Annotated in this window: 14 protein-coding genes; 10 read left to right on the plus strand and 4 right to left on the minus strand. The window is 63.6% G+C overall.

The window, feature by feature from the left end; translation table 11 throughout:
• From H5P29_RS10750 to H5P29_RS10795, 10 genes are all read left to right on the plus strand, one after another.
• Window positions 1-1,611 (plus strand): acyl CoA:acetate/3-ketoacid CoA transferase, encoded by a 1,611-nt coding sequence (locus tag H5P29_RS10750; RefSeq protein ID WP_154386960.1) that lies wholly within the window; start codon window positions 1-3, stop codon window positions 1,609-1,611.
• Window positions 1,604-2,383 carry an enoyl-CoA hydratase/isomerase family protein gene (locus tag H5P29_RS10755; RefSeq protein ID WP_067958266.1) on the plus strand — a complete coding sequence of 260 codons (780 nt, stop codon included), beginning with the start codon at window positions 1,604-1,606 and terminating at the stop codon, window positions 2,381-2,383. The genes H5P29_RS10750 and H5P29_RS10755 overlap by 8 nt, the downstream gene beginning before the upstream one ends.
• Window positions 2,383-3,903 (plus strand): aldehyde dehydrogenase family protein, encoded by a 1,521-nt coding sequence (locus H5P29_RS10760; RefSeq protein WP_067966190.1) that lies wholly within the window; start codon window positions 2,383-2,385, stop codon window positions 3,901-3,903. Before H5P29_RS10755 ends, H5P29_RS10760 begins: the two co-directional genes overlap by 1 nt.
• A gap of 85 nt (window positions 3,904-3,988) precedes the next feature.
• Window positions 3,989-5,242, plus strand: a complete 1,254-nt coding sequence (locus H5P29_RS10765) for an ABC transporter substrate-binding protein (RefSeq protein WP_154386961.1) — start codon at window positions 3,989-3,991, stop codon at window positions 5,240-5,242.
• Between the two features lie 166 nt (window positions 5,243-5,408).
• On the plus strand, window positions 5,409-6,326 hold the full coding sequence (locus H5P29_RS10770) for a carbohydrate ABC transporter permease (RefSeq protein ID WP_067958274.1): 918 nt from the start codon (window positions 5,409-5,411) through the stop codon (window positions 6,324-6,326).
• Window positions 6,323-7,204, plus strand: a complete 882-nt coding sequence (locus H5P29_RS10775) for a carbohydrate ABC transporter permease (RefSeq protein WP_067958276.1) — start codon at window positions 6,323-6,325, stop codon at window positions 7,202-7,204. The genes H5P29_RS10770 and H5P29_RS10775 overlap by 4 nt, the downstream gene beginning before the upstream one ends.
• A gap of 4 nt (window positions 7,205-7,208) precedes the next feature.
• Window positions 7,209-8,324: an ABC transporter ATP-binding protein gene (locus H5P29_RS10780; protein ID WP_067958279.1), complete on the plus strand. Its 1,116-nt coding sequence runs from the start codon at window positions 7,209-7,211 to the stop codon at window positions 8,322-8,324.
• Between the two features lies 1 nt (window position 8,325).
• On the plus strand, window positions 8,326-9,831 hold the full coding sequence (locus H5P29_RS10785) for a GMC oxidoreductase (protein ID WP_067958282.1): 1,506 nt from the start codon (window positions 8,326-8,328) through the stop codon (window positions 9,829-9,831).
• Window positions 9,828-10,604 carry a 3-ketoacyl-ACP reductase gene (locus H5P29_RS10790; protein WP_067958284.1) on the plus strand — a complete coding sequence of 259 codons (777 nt, stop codon included), beginning with the start codon at window positions 9,828-9,830 and terminating at the stop codon, window positions 10,602-10,604. The genes H5P29_RS10785 and H5P29_RS10790 overlap by 4 nt, the downstream gene beginning before the upstream one ends.
• Window positions 10,605-10,612: 8 nt before the next feature.
• On the plus strand, window positions 10,613-12,268 hold the full coding sequence (locus H5P29_RS10795; RefSeq protein WP_067958286.1) for a GMC family oxidoreductase: 1,656 nt from the start codon (window positions 10,613-10,615) through the stop codon (window positions 12,266-12,268).
• Window positions 12,269-12,322: 54 nt separating this feature from the next.
• Here the strand turns inward: H5P29_RS10795 and H5P29_RS10800 are convergent, their stop codons facing one another.
• From H5P29_RS10800 to H5P29_RS10815, 4 genes are all read right to left on the minus strand, one after another.
• Window positions 12,323-13,645, minus strand: coding sequence for a Mur ligase family protein (locus H5P29_RS10800; RefSeq protein WP_154386962.1), 1,323 nt, complete (start codon window positions 13,643-13,645; stop codon window positions 12,323-12,325).
• A gap of 64 nt (window positions 13,646-13,709) precedes the next feature.
• Entirely contained in the window at window positions 13,710-14,528 is an 819-nt protein-coding gene (locus tag H5P29_RS10805) for a glycosyltransferase family 32 protein (protein ID WP_246787038.1), read from the minus strand.
• Window positions 14,529-14,675: 147 nt separating this feature from the next.
• Window positions 14,676-15,638: an ABC transporter ATP-binding protein gene (locus tag H5P29_RS10810; RefSeq protein WP_154386963.1), complete on the minus strand. Its 963-nt coding sequence runs from the start codon at window positions 15,636-15,638 to the stop codon at window positions 14,676-14,678.
• On the minus strand, window positions 15,635-16,834 hold the full coding sequence (locus H5P29_RS10815) for an amidohydrolase family protein (protein ID WP_154386964.1): 1,200 nt from the start codon (window positions 16,832-16,834) through the stop codon (window positions 15,635-15,637). Before H5P29_RS10815 ends, H5P29_RS10810 begins: the two co-directional genes overlap by 4 nt.
• Between the last annotated feature and the right edge of the window lie 9 nt (window positions 16,835-16,843).

A 16,843-nucleotide genomic window follows, 5' to 3' on the forward strand; every position in this document is an offset into this window, starting at 1 on the left:
ATGAGCAAGCACATCACTCCCGCCCAGGCCGCTGCTTTGATACCCGATGGTGCGGTGGTCTCGGTGTCGTCGTCGAGCGGGCTAGGCTGTCCCGACCTGACGCTGAAGGCGATCGGCGAACGCTTCGAGGCTACAGGCCATCCGCGCGACCTGACGACGCTGCACCCCATCGCCGCCGGCGACATGAGCGGCATCAAGGGTGTCGACCATATCGCCAAAAAGGGCCTGCTGAAGACGATCATCGGCGGCTCCTATCCGTCGGGGCCGTCGAGCGCCGAGCCGCCGCTGATCTGGCAGATGATCGGCAATGAGGAGGTGGCTGCCTACAACGTGCCGTCCGGCATCATGTTCGACATGCATCGCGAGGCTGCCGCCAAGCGGCCGGGCGTCATGACCAAGGTCGGGCTCGACACCTTCGTCGATCCCGAGCGGCAGGGCTGCGCCATGAATGCGCGTGCTGCGGCCGAACCGCTGGTCAAGAAGGTCAGCTTCGAGGGCGAGGACTGGCTGTTCTTCCCAGCTATCAAGCCTGAAGTGGCGATCATTCGGGCGACGACATCAGACGAGCGCGGCAACCTGACCTACGAACATGAAGGCGCCTATCTCGGCGGGCTCGACCAGGCACTCGCCGCGCGCAACAATGGCGGCATCGTCATTGCCCAGGTCAAGCGTATCACCAAGGACGGCTCGCTGCGCCCGCACGATGTGCGCGTGCCGGGCATGCTGGTCGACTACATCGTCGTCGACCCCGAGCAGAAGCAGACGACGCAGACGCTCTACGACCCTGCGATTTCAGGCGAGATCATGCGGCCGCTCGACAGCTTCCGCGTGCCCGAGTTCAACATTCAGAAGGTCATCGCCCGCCGGGTCGCTCAGGAACTCGAGGCCGGCAGCGCGGTCAATCTCGGCTTCGGCATTTCGGCCAACGTGCCGCGCATCCTGCTTGAAGAAGGGCTGCATGGTGAGGTCACCTGGGTGATCGAGCAGGGTGCCGTCGGCGGCGTGCCGCTGCTCGATTTCGCTTTCGGCTGCGCGTCGAATGCCGATGCCTTTATGCCGTCGCCCTACCAGTTCACCTACTTCCAGGGCGCGGGTTTCGACGCCTCGCTGCTGTCGTTCCTCGAGATCGACCGCCACGGCTCGGTCAACGTCTCCAAGCTCAGCTTCCGGCCACACGTGACGGCGGGTGCCGGCGGTTTCATCGACATCACGGCGCGAGCCAGGAAGATCGTCTTCTCCGGCATGTTCAATGCCGGCGCCAAGCTCGACATCGAGGCTGGCAAGCTGGTGGTCGAGAAAGAAGGCAAGCTCAAGAAGCTGGTCAACGAGGTCGAGCATGTCACCTTCTCGGGGCGCCGCGGCGTCGAACAGGGCCAGGACATCACCTATGTCACCGAACGCTGTGTGATGAAGCTTATGCCTCAAGGCATTGTGCTGACCGAGATCGCGCCGGGCGTCGAACTGCAGACGCATATTCTCGACCAGTCGGAATTCCCGCTGATCGTGTCGGACAAACTCAAGCAGATGGATGCTGCCCTGTTCGCCGAAGCGCCGATCAGGTTGAAGCTGCCGCGCAAGCCGGTGCGCAAGCTGGAGGGCATCCATGGCTGACCAGCGCATCAGGGTCGAGTTCGAGGGTCCTGTCGCGATCATCACGGCGGCCCGGCCGGACAAGCTCAACGCCTTCGATATAGACATGCTGAAGGCGCTGTCCCAGGCCTGCGACGAGGTCGAGGCCAATGCGGAAATCCGCGTCGCCATCCTCACCGGCGAGGGCAAGGCGTTTTCGGCCGGCGGCGACATCAAGGCCTGGGGCGAAATGACACCCAACGAGTTCGGCCATGCCTGGGTGCGTTTCGGCCACCGCGTGTTCGAACGCCTGGCGACGCTGCGCGTACCGGTGATCGCTGCCATCAACGGCCATGCATTGGGCGGCGGACTGGAGCTGGCGATAGCCGCCGACATCCGCATTGCCGAGCGTCATGTGAAGATCGGCCTGCCGGAAACCGGGCTCGGCATGGTGCCGGGCTGGTCGGGCACACAGCGTCTGGTGAGGCGCGCCGGTGCGCAGGTGGTGAGGCGTATGGCGCTGGGCGGCGAGGTGTTTTCCGCCGACGAGGCAGCAGGGCTCGGGCTGGTCGACCATGTGGTCGAGACCGGCGCGGCGGTGGCTGCGGCGCGCGCCTATGCGGCCCGGGTCGCGGCGCGGGGGCCTGCGGCAGTCGAGGTCGCAAAACTGATGATCGCCACCGCGAATGGTGAAGACAATGGCACCGCCGTCGAGGCGCTGGGCTCGATTCTCGTGGCCAAGACCGGAGACCTCAAGGAGGGGGTCGCGGCCTTCAGCGAGAAGCGTGCCGCCAAATTTGCAGGAGAATGGTGATGACGGTCCTGATGCGTCCCAAGCCGCTCGACGGCTTCAAGGTCCGCGAGTTCAAGATGCTGATCGACGGCAAATGGACCGCCGGCGCCGAAGGCAAGGCCATCGAGCGCGCCAGCCCCGGCCATGGCGCCGTTGTCAGCCGCTACGAGGCCGCTACCGCTATCGATGCGAACCGCGCCATTGCCTCGGCACGCAAGGCGTTCGACGATGGACATTGGCCGCGCATGACCGGCGCCGAGCGCTCGCGCATCCTGCTCAGGGCCGCCGACATCATCGACGCGCGTGCCGATGAACTCGCCTTCCTCGATTGTATCGAGTCAGGCAAGCCGATCTCCCAGGCCAAGGGCGAACTTGGCGGTGCCGCCGACATCTGGCGCTATGCGGCAGCACTTGCGCGGGACCTGCATGGCGAGAGCTACAACACGCTGGGCGACGGCACGCTGGGCGTGGTCCTGCGCGAGGCGATCGGCGTCGTGTCGATCATCACGCCGTGGAATTTCCCGTTCCTGATCGTCAGCCAGAAGTTGCCTTTTGCGCTGGCCGCCGGCTGTACGGCAGTGGTCAAGCCGTCGGAGTTGACGTCAGGCTCGACGCTGGTACTCGGCGAGATTCTGGAGGCGGCAGGGGTTCCCCAGGGCGTGGTCAACATCATCGTCGGAACCGGGCCGGAGGCTGGTGCGCCGCTGACCAGCCACCCCGACATTGACATGGTGTCGTTCACCGGCTCGACCGGTATCGGCAAGCTGACAATGGCCAACGCCGCGCAAACGTTGAAGAAAGTGTCACTGGAGCTCGGCGGCAAGAACCCGCAGATCGTCTTCCCTGATGCCAATCTCGATGACTTCGTCGATGCGGCCGTCTTCGGCGCCTATTTCAACGCCGGCGAGTGCTGCAATGCCGGCTCGCGCCTGATCGTGCATCGCGACGTCGCCGACGAGGTGACCAGCCGCGTTGCCGCTCTGTCGGCCAAGGTCAAGGTCGGCGATCCGCTCGACCCATCGACGCAGGTTGGTGCTATCATCACGCCGCAGCATCTTGCGAAGATCGTTGGTTACGTGAAAGGTGCGAGCGAGAACGGTGCGAGGGTTGCTGTCGGCGGGTCTGCCGCTGATCTCGGCCTCGGCCAGTTCATGGAGCCGACGATCCTGTCGTCGGTCGCCCCCGACATGGCGGTGGCGAAAGAGGAGGTGTTCGGACCGGTGCTTTCGGTGCTTGCCTTCGAGACCACTGACGAGGCGATCCGTATCGCCAATTCGATCGACTATGGTCTGTCGGCAGGCGTCTGGAGCCGCGACTTCGACACCTGCCTGACAGTCGGCCGTAGAGTCCGTGCCGGTACCGTCTGGATGAATACCTTCATGGACGGCGCCTCGGAGCTGCCCTTCGGCGGCTACCGCCAATCGGGCATCGGCCGCGAGCTCGGCCGCCATGCGGTCGAGGACTACACCGAGACCAAGACGCTCAACATGCATATCGGACCGCGCACCGGCCATTGGATGCCGAAGGAGGCGCGCGGCTGAACGGAGGAATTCCCAGAGGCGGGGCCGAAGGGATTTTATGACACGCAATGACGCGTGAGGAACTTGCAACCCGGGAGGAACTGGAATGCGTAAGTTTTTGATGAGTACGGCAGCCGTGGCGGCACTGTTTGCCGCGCCTATGCCGATGGCACAGGCCGAGGAAAGCGTCGAAGTTCTGCACTGGTGGACGTCAGGCGGTGAGGCAGCAGCACTCGACGTGCTGAAGAAGAACCTGGAAGGCCAGGGCGTGACCTGGAAAGACATGCCGGTTGCCGGCGGCGGCGGCGAAGCGGCGATGACCGCGCTGCGCGCCCGTGTCACCGCAGGCGATCCGCCCACCGCCGTGCAGGCGCTTGGCTTCGACATCACCGACTGGGCCAACCAGGGCGTCGTCGGCGATCTCGGCGAAGTGGCCGACAAGGAAGGCTGGGACAAGGTCGTTCCGGCCGCACTGCAGAACTTCGCCAAGCATGACGGCAAGTGGATTGCAGCACCTGTCAACGTGCACTCGACCAACTGGGTCTGGATCTCCAAAAAGGCGCTCGACGCTGCCGGCGGCAAGGCGCCCGAGACCTGGGACGAGCTGGTCGCGGTGCTCGACAAGATGCAGGCCAACGGCATCACCCCGCTCGGCCATGGCGGCCAGGCCTGGCAGGATGCGACCATCTTCGACGCCGTCGTGCTGTCGCTCGGCACCGACTTCTACAAGTCGTCGATGATCGATCTCGATCCGGCCGCACTTGGCGGCGACAAGATGGTCGAAGCCTTCGACCGCATGGCCAAGCTCAAGACCTATGTCGACAAGGACTTCTCTGGCCGCGACTGGAATCTTGCCTCGGCCATGGTCATCGAGGGCAAGGCCGGCATGCAGATGATGGGTGACTGGGCCAAGGGTGAGTTCCTCAAGGCCGGCCAGAAGCCGGGCACCGACTTCGTCTGCATCCGCTTCCCCGGGACGCAGGGCGCCGTCACCTTCAACTCTGACATGTTCATGATGTTCAAGGTTGGCGACGACAAGAAGAAGGCGCAGCTGCAGATGGCTGCCGACATCGAGGATCCGGCCTTCCAGTCGTCGTTCAACGTGGTCAAGGGCTCGGTGCCGGCACGCATCGACGTGCCTGACACCGCCTTTGACGATTGCGGTAAGAAGGGCATCAAGGACCTGGCGGAAGCCAGCTCCGGTGGCAAGCTGTTCGGCTCGATGGCACATGGTTATGCCGCACCGGCCGCGGTGAAGAACGCGCTCTACGACGTCGTTACCCGTCACTTCAACGGCGAACTCGACTCCAAGGCCGCCGCCAAGGCGCTGGCCGAAGCGGTTGCCGCCGCCAAGGGGTGAGACGCCGGTATGCACAGCAAATCCATCGTGCCGGTGGCACGATGGCAGGCGGCGAACGCCTGGGAGCTGCGTAGCAGCGGGGCCACGGCAGGCCCTTCACCGAACTTCGTGCCCCGGCTTCGGCCGGGGCACATCCTGACCTGACAACCCAGAGGCTGGACACCCCATGGCCGATCTCACCACGACCGCACCCCGCGCGGTGACGAACCCGCGCGCGACGTTGCAGGACCTGCTGCCGAAGATCGTGCTGGCGCCGAGCTTCGCGTTGATCCTGATCTTCGTCTACGGCTTCATCGTCTTCACGGCCTTCCTGTCGTTCTCGGGCTCGAAGCTTTTGCCCGATTTCTCGACCTGGGTCGGCCTGAACAACTATGTCAGGCTGTTCAACCATCCCAACTGGATCACGGCGCTGAAGAACCTCGCGATCTTCTCGGTGCTGTATATCGTCATCTGCAGCTTCATCGGGCTGGCGCTGGCGATCTTCCTCGACCAGAAAATCCGCGGCGAGGGCGTGCTGCGCCCGATCTATCTCTACCCGATGGCGCTGTCATTCATCGTCACCGGCGTCGCCTGGAAGTGGTTTCTCGACCCCGGCATCGGCCTCGAGCACGTGATGCAGTCATGGGGTTGGGAAAGCTTCTCGTTCCGCTGGATCAAGGAAGGCCAGATGGCGATCTACACCATCGTCATCGCTGCGGTGTGGCAATCGTCGGGCTTCGTCATGGCGATGTTCCTCGCCGGCCTGCGCGGCGTCGACAACGAAATCATCAAGGCCGCCCAGATCGACGGCGCCTCGACGCTCACCATCTATCGCCGGATCATCATTCCACTGATGCGGCCGGTGTTCCTGTCGGCCTTCGTGGTGCTCGCCCACCTCGCCATCAAGTCTTACGACCTTGTGGTGGCGATGACCGACGGCGGACCGGGGACTGCGACCTGGACGCCGGCGCTGTTCATGCAGAAGTTCACCTTTGGCCGCAATGAAATGGGCATGGGTGCTGCGTCCGCGATCATCATGATGATGATGATCTTCGCCATCATCGTGCCCTACCTCTACTCCGAACTCGGGGGGAAGAAGAAATGAGTGCCGCCTCCCAGGACGTCGCCACCCGTAACGGCATCTTCGCCCGTGCGCTGATCTATGCCGTTCTCATCCTGTTTGCGGTCTACTACCTGCTGCCGCTCTATGTGATGGTCGTCAATTCGCTGAAGCCGCTGGACGAGATCCGCCAGGGCAACATGCTGGCGCTGCCGCAGCAATGGACGATAGCGCCCTGGCTGTCTGCCTGGTCGACTGCGCAGATCGGCGTCTCGCCGACGGGGCTGAAACCCTACTTCCTGAACTCGGTGATGATGGTGGTTCCGGCGGTGGCGCTGTCGACCATCCTCGGGGCGCTCAACGGCTATGTGCTGACCAAATGGCGCTTCAAGGGCGATAACATCGTCTTCGGCCTGATGCTGTTGGCCTGCTTCATTCCGTTCCAGATCGTGCTGATCCCGTCGGCGCGCATCCTCGGCCTGACCGGCCTTGCCGGCACCATCACCGGCCTTGTGCTGATCCACGCCATTTACGGCCTCGGCTTCACCACGCTGTTCTTCCGCAACTATTACGAGGCGTTCCCGACCGAACTCGTGCGTGCAGCACAGATCGACGGCGCGAGCTTCTTCCAGATCTTTCGGCGCATCCTGCTGCCGTCATCGGGGCCGATCATCGTCGTCACCGTCATCTGGCAGTTCACCAACATCTGGAACGACTTCCTGTTCGGCTCGTCGTTTTCGGGCTTCAACTCGATCCCGCTGACGGTAGCGCTCAACAACCTCGTCAACTCGTCCACCGGCGTGAAGGAATACAACGTGCATTTCGCCGGCGCGATCCTCGCCGCCCTGCCCACCCTCATCGTCTACATCGTCTCCGGACGCTATTTCGTGCGCGGCCTGATGGCCGGCGCGGTCAAGGGGTAAGCCCATGTCGTTTCTCAAGATCAGCAATCTCTACAAGAACTATGGCCAGGTGGAGATCCTCAAGGACATCAATATCGAGATCGACAAGGGCGGCTTTCTGGTGCTCGTCGGCCCGTCGGGCTGTGGCAAGTCGACGCTGCTCAACACCATAGCCGGGCTCGAGCCGATCACCTCGGGCGAGATCTCCATCAACGGAAATTCGGTCGCCGGGCTGCATCCGTCCAAGCGCGACATCGCCATGGTGTTCCAGTCCTACGCGCTCTACCCGAACATGACGGTGGCCGGAAACATCGCGTTTGGCATGGAAATCCGCGGCGTGCCCAAGGACGAGCGCGACAAGGCGATCAAGCAGGTGTCCGACATCCTGCAGATAGGCCACCTGCTCGACCGCAAGCCGAGCCAGCTCTCCGGCGGCCAGCGCCAGCGTGTTGCCATGGGCCGGGCGCTGGTGCGCAATCCGCAGGTCTTTCTGTTCGACGAGCCGCTGTCCAACCTCGACGCCAAGCTGCGCGTCGACATGCGCACCGAGATCAAGCGCCTGCACCAGCGCATGAAGACGACGATCGTCTATGTCACCCACGACCAGATCGAAGCGATGACGCTGGCCTCCAAGATCGCCGTGCTCAAGGACGGCACTCTGCAGCAGTTCGGCACGCCGGCCGAGATCTACAACAGTCCGGCCAACATGTTCGTCGCCGACTTCATGGGTTCGCCGGCGATGAACCTGTTGACCGCGCGCCTCGAAAACGGCGAGGGCGGGCTCAACGTCATGCTCGAAAGGCCGGGCGAGAAGCCGCTGGCGCTGCCGATCAAGAATGCCAATGGTGTGCTCGGTGGCTATTCGGGCAAGGAGATCATCTTCGGTGTCCGTCCGGAAGCACTGACCGACCCGGATGGTGCCGATCGCAACGCCAGGTCGATCGCCGAGGGCGAATGTTTGATCGAGGTGGTCGAGCCTGCCGGTTCCGACACCTTCGCTGTGACAAAGCTCGGCGGCAAGGAAGTGGTGGCGCGGCTGCGTGCCGACGCCGCGATCCATGCCGGCCAGAAGACGAAGCTCGCCTTCAACCTGGACAAGGCGGTGTTCTTCGACCCGAAGAGCCAGCTGCGCATCGCCTGACATGTCCGGACAGCCTGACATCGTCATCATCGGCTCGGGTGTCGGCGGCGCTACTGTTGCTGCAGGGCTCGCCACCACCGGCGCGGAGATTCTTGTGCTCGAGGCTGGTGGCCATATCGCCGACCGGCCGGAGAACCGCGACCAGCGCGCCATCTTCCAGCGCGGGCATTTCCGCCCTGACGAGACCTGGTATGAGGCCGACGGTACCGGCTTCAATCCGGGCAACTATTACAATGTCGGCGGCAATTCGAAGTTCTACGGCGCCGTGCTGACACGCTACCGCCGCGAGGACTTTGACGAGATGCAGCATCTCGACGGTGTGTCGCCGGCTTGGCCGATTGCCTATGACGACCTCGAGCCGTGGTACGGCAGGGCCGAAGAGCTTTATCAGGTGCGCGGTACGCTCGGCGAAGACCCGACAGAGCCCGTGCATTCGCAGCCCTATGGCTTGAAGCCCGTTGCCGACGAGCCCGCGATCTCGAAGGTGCGGGCACGCCTCAAGGCCAACGGCATGCATCCCTTTTCGCTGCCGCTCGGTGTCGATATCGAGCGCTGGCTGGCCAAGGGCAAGACGCCGTGGGACGCCCACCCCAACAGCTTTGACGGCAAGATGGATGCCGAGACGACGGCGCTGGCCGCGGCGCTGAAGCATGAGAACGTCAAGCTGCAGACCGGCTCGCGTGTGACGCATCTGGAGGCGGCCGCCGACGGGCGGATCGTTGCGGTTCATTACCTGCGCAATGGCGAGGCAACAGTGCTGCGACCGAAGCTGGTGATCCTGTCGGCAGGGGCTGTGCAATCGGCGGTGCTTCTGCTGCGCTCGGCCAACGACAGCAACCCCAGCGGCCTCGCCAACCGCTCCGATCAGGTCGGCCGCAACTTCATGAACCACAATTCGACGGCTGTCATCGCCATGAGCCCCTGGTTCCGCAATGACTCGGTTTACCAGAAGACCTTCGGCTTCAACGATTTCTATCTCTCCGACGGCGAGGGCGGGCCGCCACTGGGCAACGTCCAACTGCTCGGGCGCATCTCGGGCACCATCCTGAAGGGCGCGATGCCCGCCGTGCCGGAGTGGCTGTTGAATCTGACGACGGCGCATTCGATCGACTTCTACGCCATGAGCGAGGACCTGCCGTCGCCGGAAAGCCGGGTCATGGTCGATGGCGACCGCATCGTGCTGAAATGGGTGCGCAGCAACTGGCAGGCGCATGAGCGGTTGGTGGCCAAGCTCAAGCAGGTGCTGCGCAGCGCAGGTTTCCCGGTCGTCGTCTCACGCGCCTTCGACAAGCGCACGCCGTCGCACCAGTGCGGCACGGTAAGGATAGGCAGCGACCCCAAGGACGCCCCGCTCGACGTCTTCTGCCGCGCCTTCGACCATCCGAACCTGTTCGTGGTCGATGCGAGCTTCCTGCCGACATCGGCGGCGGTCAATCCGGCGCTGACGATCGCGGCGCAGGCGCTGCGGGTTGCCGACCACATCGCTGAAAAGGATCTGGCGGCATGAAAGTGGCGGCAAAACCGGTGGCACTGGTGACCGGCGCGCGGCGCGGCATCGGCCTTGCCGTTGCCGAAGCGCTTGCCAGGGCGGGCTTCGACCTCGCCATCACCGATCGCGAGGATGACGTTGCCTCGGCAGAGGCGGTATCGGGGCTGGAGAAACACGGTGCGCGCGTGCTATTCCTCGCCTCCGACCTTGCCGACCTCGACGGCCATGCCGGCACGGTCGACAGGATCGTCGGGCATTTCGGGCAGATCGACTGCCTGGTCAACAATGCCGGTGTCGCGTCCAGGGTGCGCGGCGATTTCCTCGAGATGACGCCCGAGAACTTCAACGCCATCATGGCGGTCAATCTGCGCGGCACGGTGTTCTTCACCCAGGCGGTGCTGCGGGCCATGCTCATCGCACCACCGACATTGCATCCGCGCTCGGTGATCAACATCACCTCGATCTCGGCCGAGATGACGTCGCCCGACAGGCTCGACTACTGCATGTCGAAGGCCGGGCTTGCCGCATTCACCCAAGGGCTGACGCTGCGGCTCGCCGGCACCGGCATCGACGTGTTCGAAATCCGGCCCGGAATCATCCGCTCCGAAATGACGGCGAAAGTCTCGGAGAAATACGACCGGCTCATCGCTGACGGCCTCGTGCCGGTCAAACGCTGGGGCGAGCCGAACGACATCGGCCGCATCGCGGCGGCACTCGCCAGCGGCGGCTTCGGCTTTGCCACCGGCTCCATCATCAGGGCTGACGGTGCGCTGTCGGTCGCGCGACTTTGAGATCAGAGATGACTTACGACTACATCATCACAGGTGCGGGTCCAGCCGGTTGCGTGCTGGCCAACCGGTTGAGCGAAGATTCCGATGTGCGCGTACTGTTACTTGAGGCCGGCGGCGGCGACTGGAACCCGCTGTTCCACATGCCGGCGGGCTTTGCCAAGATGACCAAGGGCGTGGCCAGCTGGGGCTGGGAAACCGTGCCGCAGAAGCACATGAAAGGCCGCGTCTTGCGCTACACCCAGGCCAAGGTGATCGGCGGCGGCTCCAGCATCAACGCCCAGCTCTACACGCGCGGCAACGCCGCAGACTATGATCTGTGGGCAAGCGAGGACGGCTGCACCGGCTGGGACTACCGCTCGGTGTTGCCCTATTTCAAGCGCTCGGAAGACAACCAGCGTTTCGCCGACGATTATCATGGCTATGGCGGGCCACTCGGCGTGTCGATGCCGTCGGCTGCCCTGCCGATCTGCGATGCCTATATCCGCGCCGGCCAGGAGCTCGGCATTCCCTACAATCACGACTTCAATGGCAAACAGCAGGCCGGCGTCGGCTTCTATCAATTGACCCAGCGCAACAAGCGGCGCTCGTCGGCCTCGATGGCCTATCTCGCCCCGATCAAGGACAGGCGCAACCTTACCGTCCGGCTCGGCGCACGGGTAACGCGCATCGTGGTCCAGAAGGGCAGGGCTGTCGGTGTCGAGGTCGCGAGCGGCAATGGCAGCGAAATTATCCGCGCCGAGCGCGAGGTGCTGGTGTCCTCCGGGGCCATCGGCTCGCCCAAGCTTCTGCTGCAGTCGGGCATCGGCCCGGCCGATCACCTGAAGAGCGTCGGCGTGCCTGTCGTCCACGACCTCAAGGGTGTCGGCGAAAACATGCAGGACCATCTCGACCTGTTCGTCATTTCCGAATGTACGGGCGATCACACTTACGACAACGTCGCCAAGCTGCATCGGACGCTGTGGGCAGGACTGCAATATGTGCTGTTCCGCACCGGGCCGGTGACGTCGAGCCTCTTTGAAACGGGTGGCTTCTGGTACGCCGATCCCGACGCGCGTTCGCCGGACATCCAGTTCCATCTCGGCCTTGGTTCGGGCATCGAGGCCGGCGTCGCCAGGCTCAAGAACGCCGGCGTGACGCTCAACTCCGCCTATCTGCATCCGCGCTCGCGCGGCACGGTGCGGCTCGCGTCCAGCGACCCGGCGGCGGCTCCGCTGATCGACCCCAATTACTGGGCCGATCCGCACGACCGCAAGATGTCGATCGAGGGCTTGCGGGTGGCGCGCGAAATCATGCAGCAGGCCGCCCTGAAACCCTTCGTGTTGGCCGAGCGGCTGCCGGGGCCGGACAAGGTGACCGAGGAACAGCTGTTCGACTATGGCTGCGCCAACGCCAAGACAGACCATCACCCTGTCGGCACCTGCAAGATGGGCACCGACGATATGGCTGTCGTCGACCTCGAGCTCAAGGTACATGGCATGGAGGGCTTGCGTGTCTGCGACAGCTCGGTCATGCCGCGCGTGCCCTCCTGCAACACCAATGGCCCGACTGTCATGATGGGTGAGAAAGGCGCCGACATCATCCGCAACCGCGACCCGCTGCCACCGGCGATTTTCACATATGAGCGCAACGACACCCGACCACGGGCCAGGGCCGAGATAAGCTAGTTTCACCCGGAGGGCCAGGCCTCGCCCGTCACTCCTGCTCGAGGGGGCATGCCCTCAGTCCGTGGATTGGCTGCCTTTGTTCCGCATGGCCCGCGAACGAGCTTTCCGGGCTTTGCGATGATCGTGGTAGGGAACCTCGACCATTCCGCATTGCAGACAGTCGATGTACTTGCCGCAATTGGTTTCCCAGCACTGGACATCGTGTGTCCAACTGAGCGCGATCCGTTCAAGATGCTGGGTCTGTGACCCCTTCAGAAGGATCAGTTCGTTCGGCCGCGAGGTTGCCTTGACATAGTCAGATGCCTCCTTTGGCAAGAGGAAGTCGATGAACTTGCCGCTGTTCCTATCCTCTGCGGTAGGGCGGGCGCGATGGCCGTTTTCGCCGACGAAGATGAACTGGTCCGAACATTGGTAGGCGAGGTCGTATGCAAGTGCGGTGCCCTTCCTCGGGCCACCGGTATAGTCGGAGATAAAGCCGATCACTGCGCGCTTGTTGGCTGGCTGGGCATTGCGGAGAATGGCGATGGCGGCCGGAATGCTGTCGTTGGGCGCCTTCACCGTATCGACGATGAAGGCGGGGCCTCCGGCGGTGGCGAGGATGCCGCAGCGGTTCCATGGGGCTGCAAAGCCGGCAATGCGAGATGCCGCCAAGGCTGGTGGCACGCCGAGTTCGACAGCGGCGGCGAAAGCGCCCAGGGTCGCGATCCAGAACTCCTCTCCTACAAAAGCCGTCTGCAGTTCGAAGCTTCCTTTCCGGCAGGACACCGTCACTTTGAGGCGTCGTGGGAAAGCAGCCTCGGCAGCGTCCAGTCTGTAGTCGGCGCCTTTCGACCGGCCGAAGGTGACGATCCGGGCCTGAGTACGCTTTGCCATTGCCATGACATGCGGATCGTCCGCATTGAGGACAGCCAGCCCCGATGGTGACAAGGCCGCGACAAGCTCTCCCTTTTCCTGAGCCACGGCGTCCTTGCCGCGAAAGGCCGAATAATGCTCCAGGCCGACCTTGGTGATGATGGCGACGTCAGGGCGGAGGAGGTGAGCCATCGGCGTGATCGAGCCTTTGACGGTGGCACCAACCTCGGCGACGACATAGTCCGCCTGCGATGGCGCGTGGCACAACGTTCTTGCCAGCTGCGGGATCGTGTTCTCGTAGACTTGGGCGTATACGCTGCCCTGGCCCTCCAGAATGTGCGCAAGCAGGGCGGTGGTCGTCGATTTCGCCGAACTGCCCGTTATGCCGATGTGCAGCGCCTTGGAGCGGCCACGTCTCAGTTGCGCCAGCTTCAACCGGAGGCCATTACCGAGGCGAGCGATGATGGCCCGTGGCCCATGCTTTCGGCGGACGGACCGGGTGGCATTCCTGAACGCCTGATACATCAATGCCCCTCTCCAGCGGGCGCTCGATCCGCGCCACGTAGTTCCACGGCACGCTGCGCGCTCATTATGCCGCCTTCTTCTTCTTGACCGCTCTCAATCGCTTACGCGCAATCGAAGCATAGATACGCCGCCGGTATTCGAGCATGTTGGAAAAGATCGAGCTGAATCGATAGGCGCCAGTCGTTTCTCCGAACATCTGGTGTGCATAGATCTTGCCGGTCCCGGAGTATTTTCGCCCGATGAAATGCTCGGGAATGAGGATATGAGAGGGCCAGATGACGATATCCGGACGGTGCGTTTCGATCAGCTCGGCAATGAACAGATTACCCGTCGTCCTCCAGGGTTGGTCCAGTTCGGCCGGGGGGGTCTTTTCCAGTATGGAGAGGATCAGGTCCAGGAATGGATGGCCTGGCGCAGCCGCAACGATCGGGGCAACCAACTGGCCGCGCAGGAATTCATTTTCGTAGACAGTGTAGAGGCTTCCACCGTCATCGAACAATTCATCGACCGGGTGGACGCAAATGCTGTCCGCTCCGGCCATGTAGCCGCCCTGGGCGTACAGGATTTCGAAGCGCAGCAGGTCTGCGGCACCGGCATAAGTGCCGCGCTTCATGTACTCGTCGATCTGGGCGCGAGTCCTGAACGTGCCGTTACGGAGGAAGTCATTGTCGTAGAGCGTGTATTCCCAGTCCGGGTGTCGCTCGATCCAGCTCTGCATCCACTGCGACGGCTGCTGCTTCGGGCCTATCCAGATATGACCGAGCTTCCGGGGAATTTTCATGGGGTGCGAAGCTCCATAGGCCCAAGACAGGTGCCCGGCATGCGGCCGTCCAGCAGAGCCGTGGCGAGCAACCAGAAGGCGAAGCGCGGCTTTGGTGAACACTTTCTGGCGTGTGATGAGAGGCTCGTCAACCGAAAGGTCGAGCCCTTCTTTGCCGACCGCGCCCGAATGAACGGCCGGCGCATGCCGAAGGTTGGCAACCTTTCGGATCTAATGTGCGGGAACTGGCCTTGCGTTGTGCGTTGCTGCTCAGTCTTGAATGGCGTGGCAGGCGACGTTGGCGCCGGCTGCCGAGTGCCTTAGTTCCGGCCGTTCCTTCTTGCAGACGTCCATCGCCAGCGGGCAGCGCGGGTGGAAGGTACAGCCGCTGGGCGGGTTGAGCGGGCTCGGAATGTCGCCGCCCAAGGGCGCGCGGTCGCGCTTCGGCGCTTCGAGGTCGGGCACGGTTTCGAGCAGCAGCCTGGTGTAGGGGTGTTGCGGGTTTTCGAGGATGATTTCGCCCGGTCCTTCCTCGACGAGGCGGCCGAGATACATCACACCGATGCGGTCGGTGAGGAAACGCACGACCGACAGATTGTGGCTGATGAACAGATAGGTCAGCCCTAGTTTCTGCTGCAGATCCTTGAGCAGGTTGAGCACCTGTGCCTGCACAGACACGTCGAGGGCGGATGTCGGTTCGTCGAGCAAAAGCAGCTCGGCCTCGGCGGCAAGCGCGCGGGCGATCGAGATGCGCTGGCGCTGGCCGCCGGAGAATTCGTGCGGATATTTGTCGGCGTCGCTGGGTGCCAGGCCTACGGTGACCAGCAGCTCGCCGATGCGCTTGCGGCGCTCAATGCGGCCAAGCTTTCGCGCCATGGGCTCGGCAATGCTCTGGCCGATGCGCCAGCGTGGATTGAGGCTGCCGACCGGATCCTGGAACACCATCTGCAAGCGCACACGCTCGCCGCTGTCCTTGCGGATCTCGACGGCGCCTACGGTCGGCCTTTCCAGTCCGGCGACGAGGCGTGCGACGGTGGACTTGCCGCAGCCGGATTCGCCAACCAGCGAGAAGGTGGTGCCGGGGCGAATGGCGAAGCTGACGCCGTCGACGGCCTTGACGCTGCGACGCGGGGCGCCGGTTGCCAGGCGTTGCAGGAAGGGTGCTGAAACATCGAAGGTGCGGCCGAGATTGGCGACCTTGAGCAAGGGCTGTTCGGTGACGATTGCGTTCATGCGCCGCCACCATCGATCCAACTGCCGTCGCGGGCGACGATACGGCCGCGCTTGACCACCAGCGCGCGCTTGGGCCGGTCGACGACGATCTGGGCCTGGTTTTCACCCTCGATCAGCACGAGGCTGCCGTCGCAGCCGACATCCAGCCCATGGCCGGCGAGATCGAGCAGGTCGGCGCCGCGCTTCGTACCCATGTCGAGGGCAGCCGTCAGCTCGGCGTCGGTGCGGCAGTTGCTGCGCCAGGACAACAGCCAGCAGCGCTCCAGCATGTCGCCATTGCCATGCGGGTTCCAGGTGTCGCGCAACGAATCCGACGCCACAGCACAACGCACGCCATAGTCGGCAAGCTCGAACATCGGCGGGAAGGGGATGTCGCCGGGCACCGCCGAGATGATGCCGATGCCGGCCTCGGCGAGCAGGTCCATCATGCGGGCGAGCTCGTCGCGCGATGCGGTGCCGAGACAGAAGGCATGGCTGACGATGACCTTGTCCTGCATGCCAAGCGCCTTGGCGCGCTCTGCGATCAGGCCGAGTTCATAGAGGCCGAGCTCGCCGCGCTCATGCAGGTGGATGTCGATCTTGGCCTGCTTGCGGTGGGCGATGCCGAAAATGGTGTCGAGATGGCCCTTCGCGTCGCCGTCGACGCTGGCCGGGTCGATGCCGCCGATTACAGAGGCGCCTTCGTCAAGGGCTGCTTCCATAAGCTCTGCCGTACCCGGCTCGATCAGCATGCCGAGTTGCGGGAAGGCGACGATCTCGAGGTCGACGGCGTGCTTGGTCTTTTCCCATGCGGCGAGCACGCCATGCAGATTGTCGAGCTTGTATTCGGGCGAGATGTCGACATGGCTGCGAATGTGGGTCGAGCCGTTGGCGACGCACTGGCGCATCAGATTGCCGGCGCGCTCGGCGACAGACCAGGGCAAGCTGCGGCGGATCTCGACCTCGTTGTCGATCATGGCGCGGAGTGAATCCGGCACATTGATGCTGTGCCAGGGCAGGCCCCACAGGATCTTGTCGAGATGGACATGCGCCTCGACGAAGGGGGCAATGGCGATCGCGCCCTTGCCGTCAACGACCGTGATGCCGTCAGGGCCCGTCACATTGCTGCCAATCGCCGCGATGCGGCCGTTCTCGATCAGGATGTTGCCCGCGCTCCCGGCATCGGGGCGGACATTGGTGAGCAGAAGGTTGGTCATGATTGCTGT

This window comes from Aminobacter sp. MDW-2 (genome assembly GCF_014250155.1).
Lineage (GTDB): Bacteria > Pseudomonadota > Alphaproteobacteria > Rhizobiales > Rhizobiaceae > Aminobacter > Aminobacter ciceronei.

What these genes read in the sequence shown, in the direction of transcription:
- H5P29_RS10755 (WP_067958266.1), top strand. Translation starts at nt 1,604, where the DNA reads ATGGCTGACCAGCGCATCAGGGTCGAGTTCGAGGGTCCTGTCGCGATC.
- H5P29_RS10800 (WP_154386962.1), bottom strand. Translation starts at nt 13,645, where the DNA reads ATGTATCAGGCGTTCAGGAATGCCACCCGGTCCGTCCGCCGAAAGCAT.
- H5P29_RS10785 (WP_067958282.1), top strand. Translation starts at nt 8,326, where the DNA reads ATGTCCGGACAGCCTGACATCGTCATCATCGGCTCGGGTGTCGGCGGC.
- H5P29_RS10750 (WP_154386960.1), top strand. Translation starts at nt 1, where the DNA reads ATGAGCAAGCACATCACTCCCGCCCAGGCCGCTGCTTTGATACCCGAT.
- H5P29_RS10760 (WP_067966190.1), top strand. Translation starts at nt 2,383, where the DNA reads ATGACGGTCCTGATGCGTCCCAAGCCGCTCGACGGCTTCAAGGTCCGC.
- H5P29_RS10810 (WP_154386963.1), bottom strand. Translation starts at nt 15,638, where the DNA reads ATGAACGCAATCGTCACCGAACAGCCCTTGCTCAAGGTCGCCAATCTC.
- H5P29_RS10775 (WP_067958276.1), top strand. Translation starts at nt 6,323, where the DNA reads ATGAGTGCCGCCTCCCAGGACGTCGCCACCCGTAACGGCATCTTCGCC.
- H5P29_RS10790 (WP_067958284.1), top strand. Translation starts at nt 9,828, where the DNA reads ATGAAAGTGGCGGCAAAACCGGTGGCACTGGTGACCGGCGCGCGGCGC.
- H5P29_RS10780 (WP_067958279.1), top strand. Translation starts at nt 7,209, where the DNA reads ATGTCGTTTCTCAAGATCAGCAATCTCTACAAGAACTATGGCCAGGTG.
- H5P29_RS10815 (WP_154386964.1), bottom strand. Translation starts at nt 16,834, where the DNA reads ATGACCAACCTTCTGCTCACCAATGTCCGCCCCGATGCCGGGAGCGCG.
- H5P29_RS10770 (WP_067958274.1), top strand. Translation starts at nt 5,409, where the DNA reads ATGGCCGATCTCACCACGACCGCACCCCGCGCGGTGACGAACCCGCGC.
- H5P29_RS10795 (WP_067958286.1), top strand. Translation starts at nt 10,613, where the DNA reads ATGACTTACGACTACATCATCACAGGTGCGGGTCCAGCCGGTTGCGTG.
- H5P29_RS10765 (WP_154386961.1), top strand. Translation starts at nt 3,989, where the DNA reads ATGCGTAAGTTTTTGATGAGTACGGCAGCCGTGGCGGCACTGTTTGCC.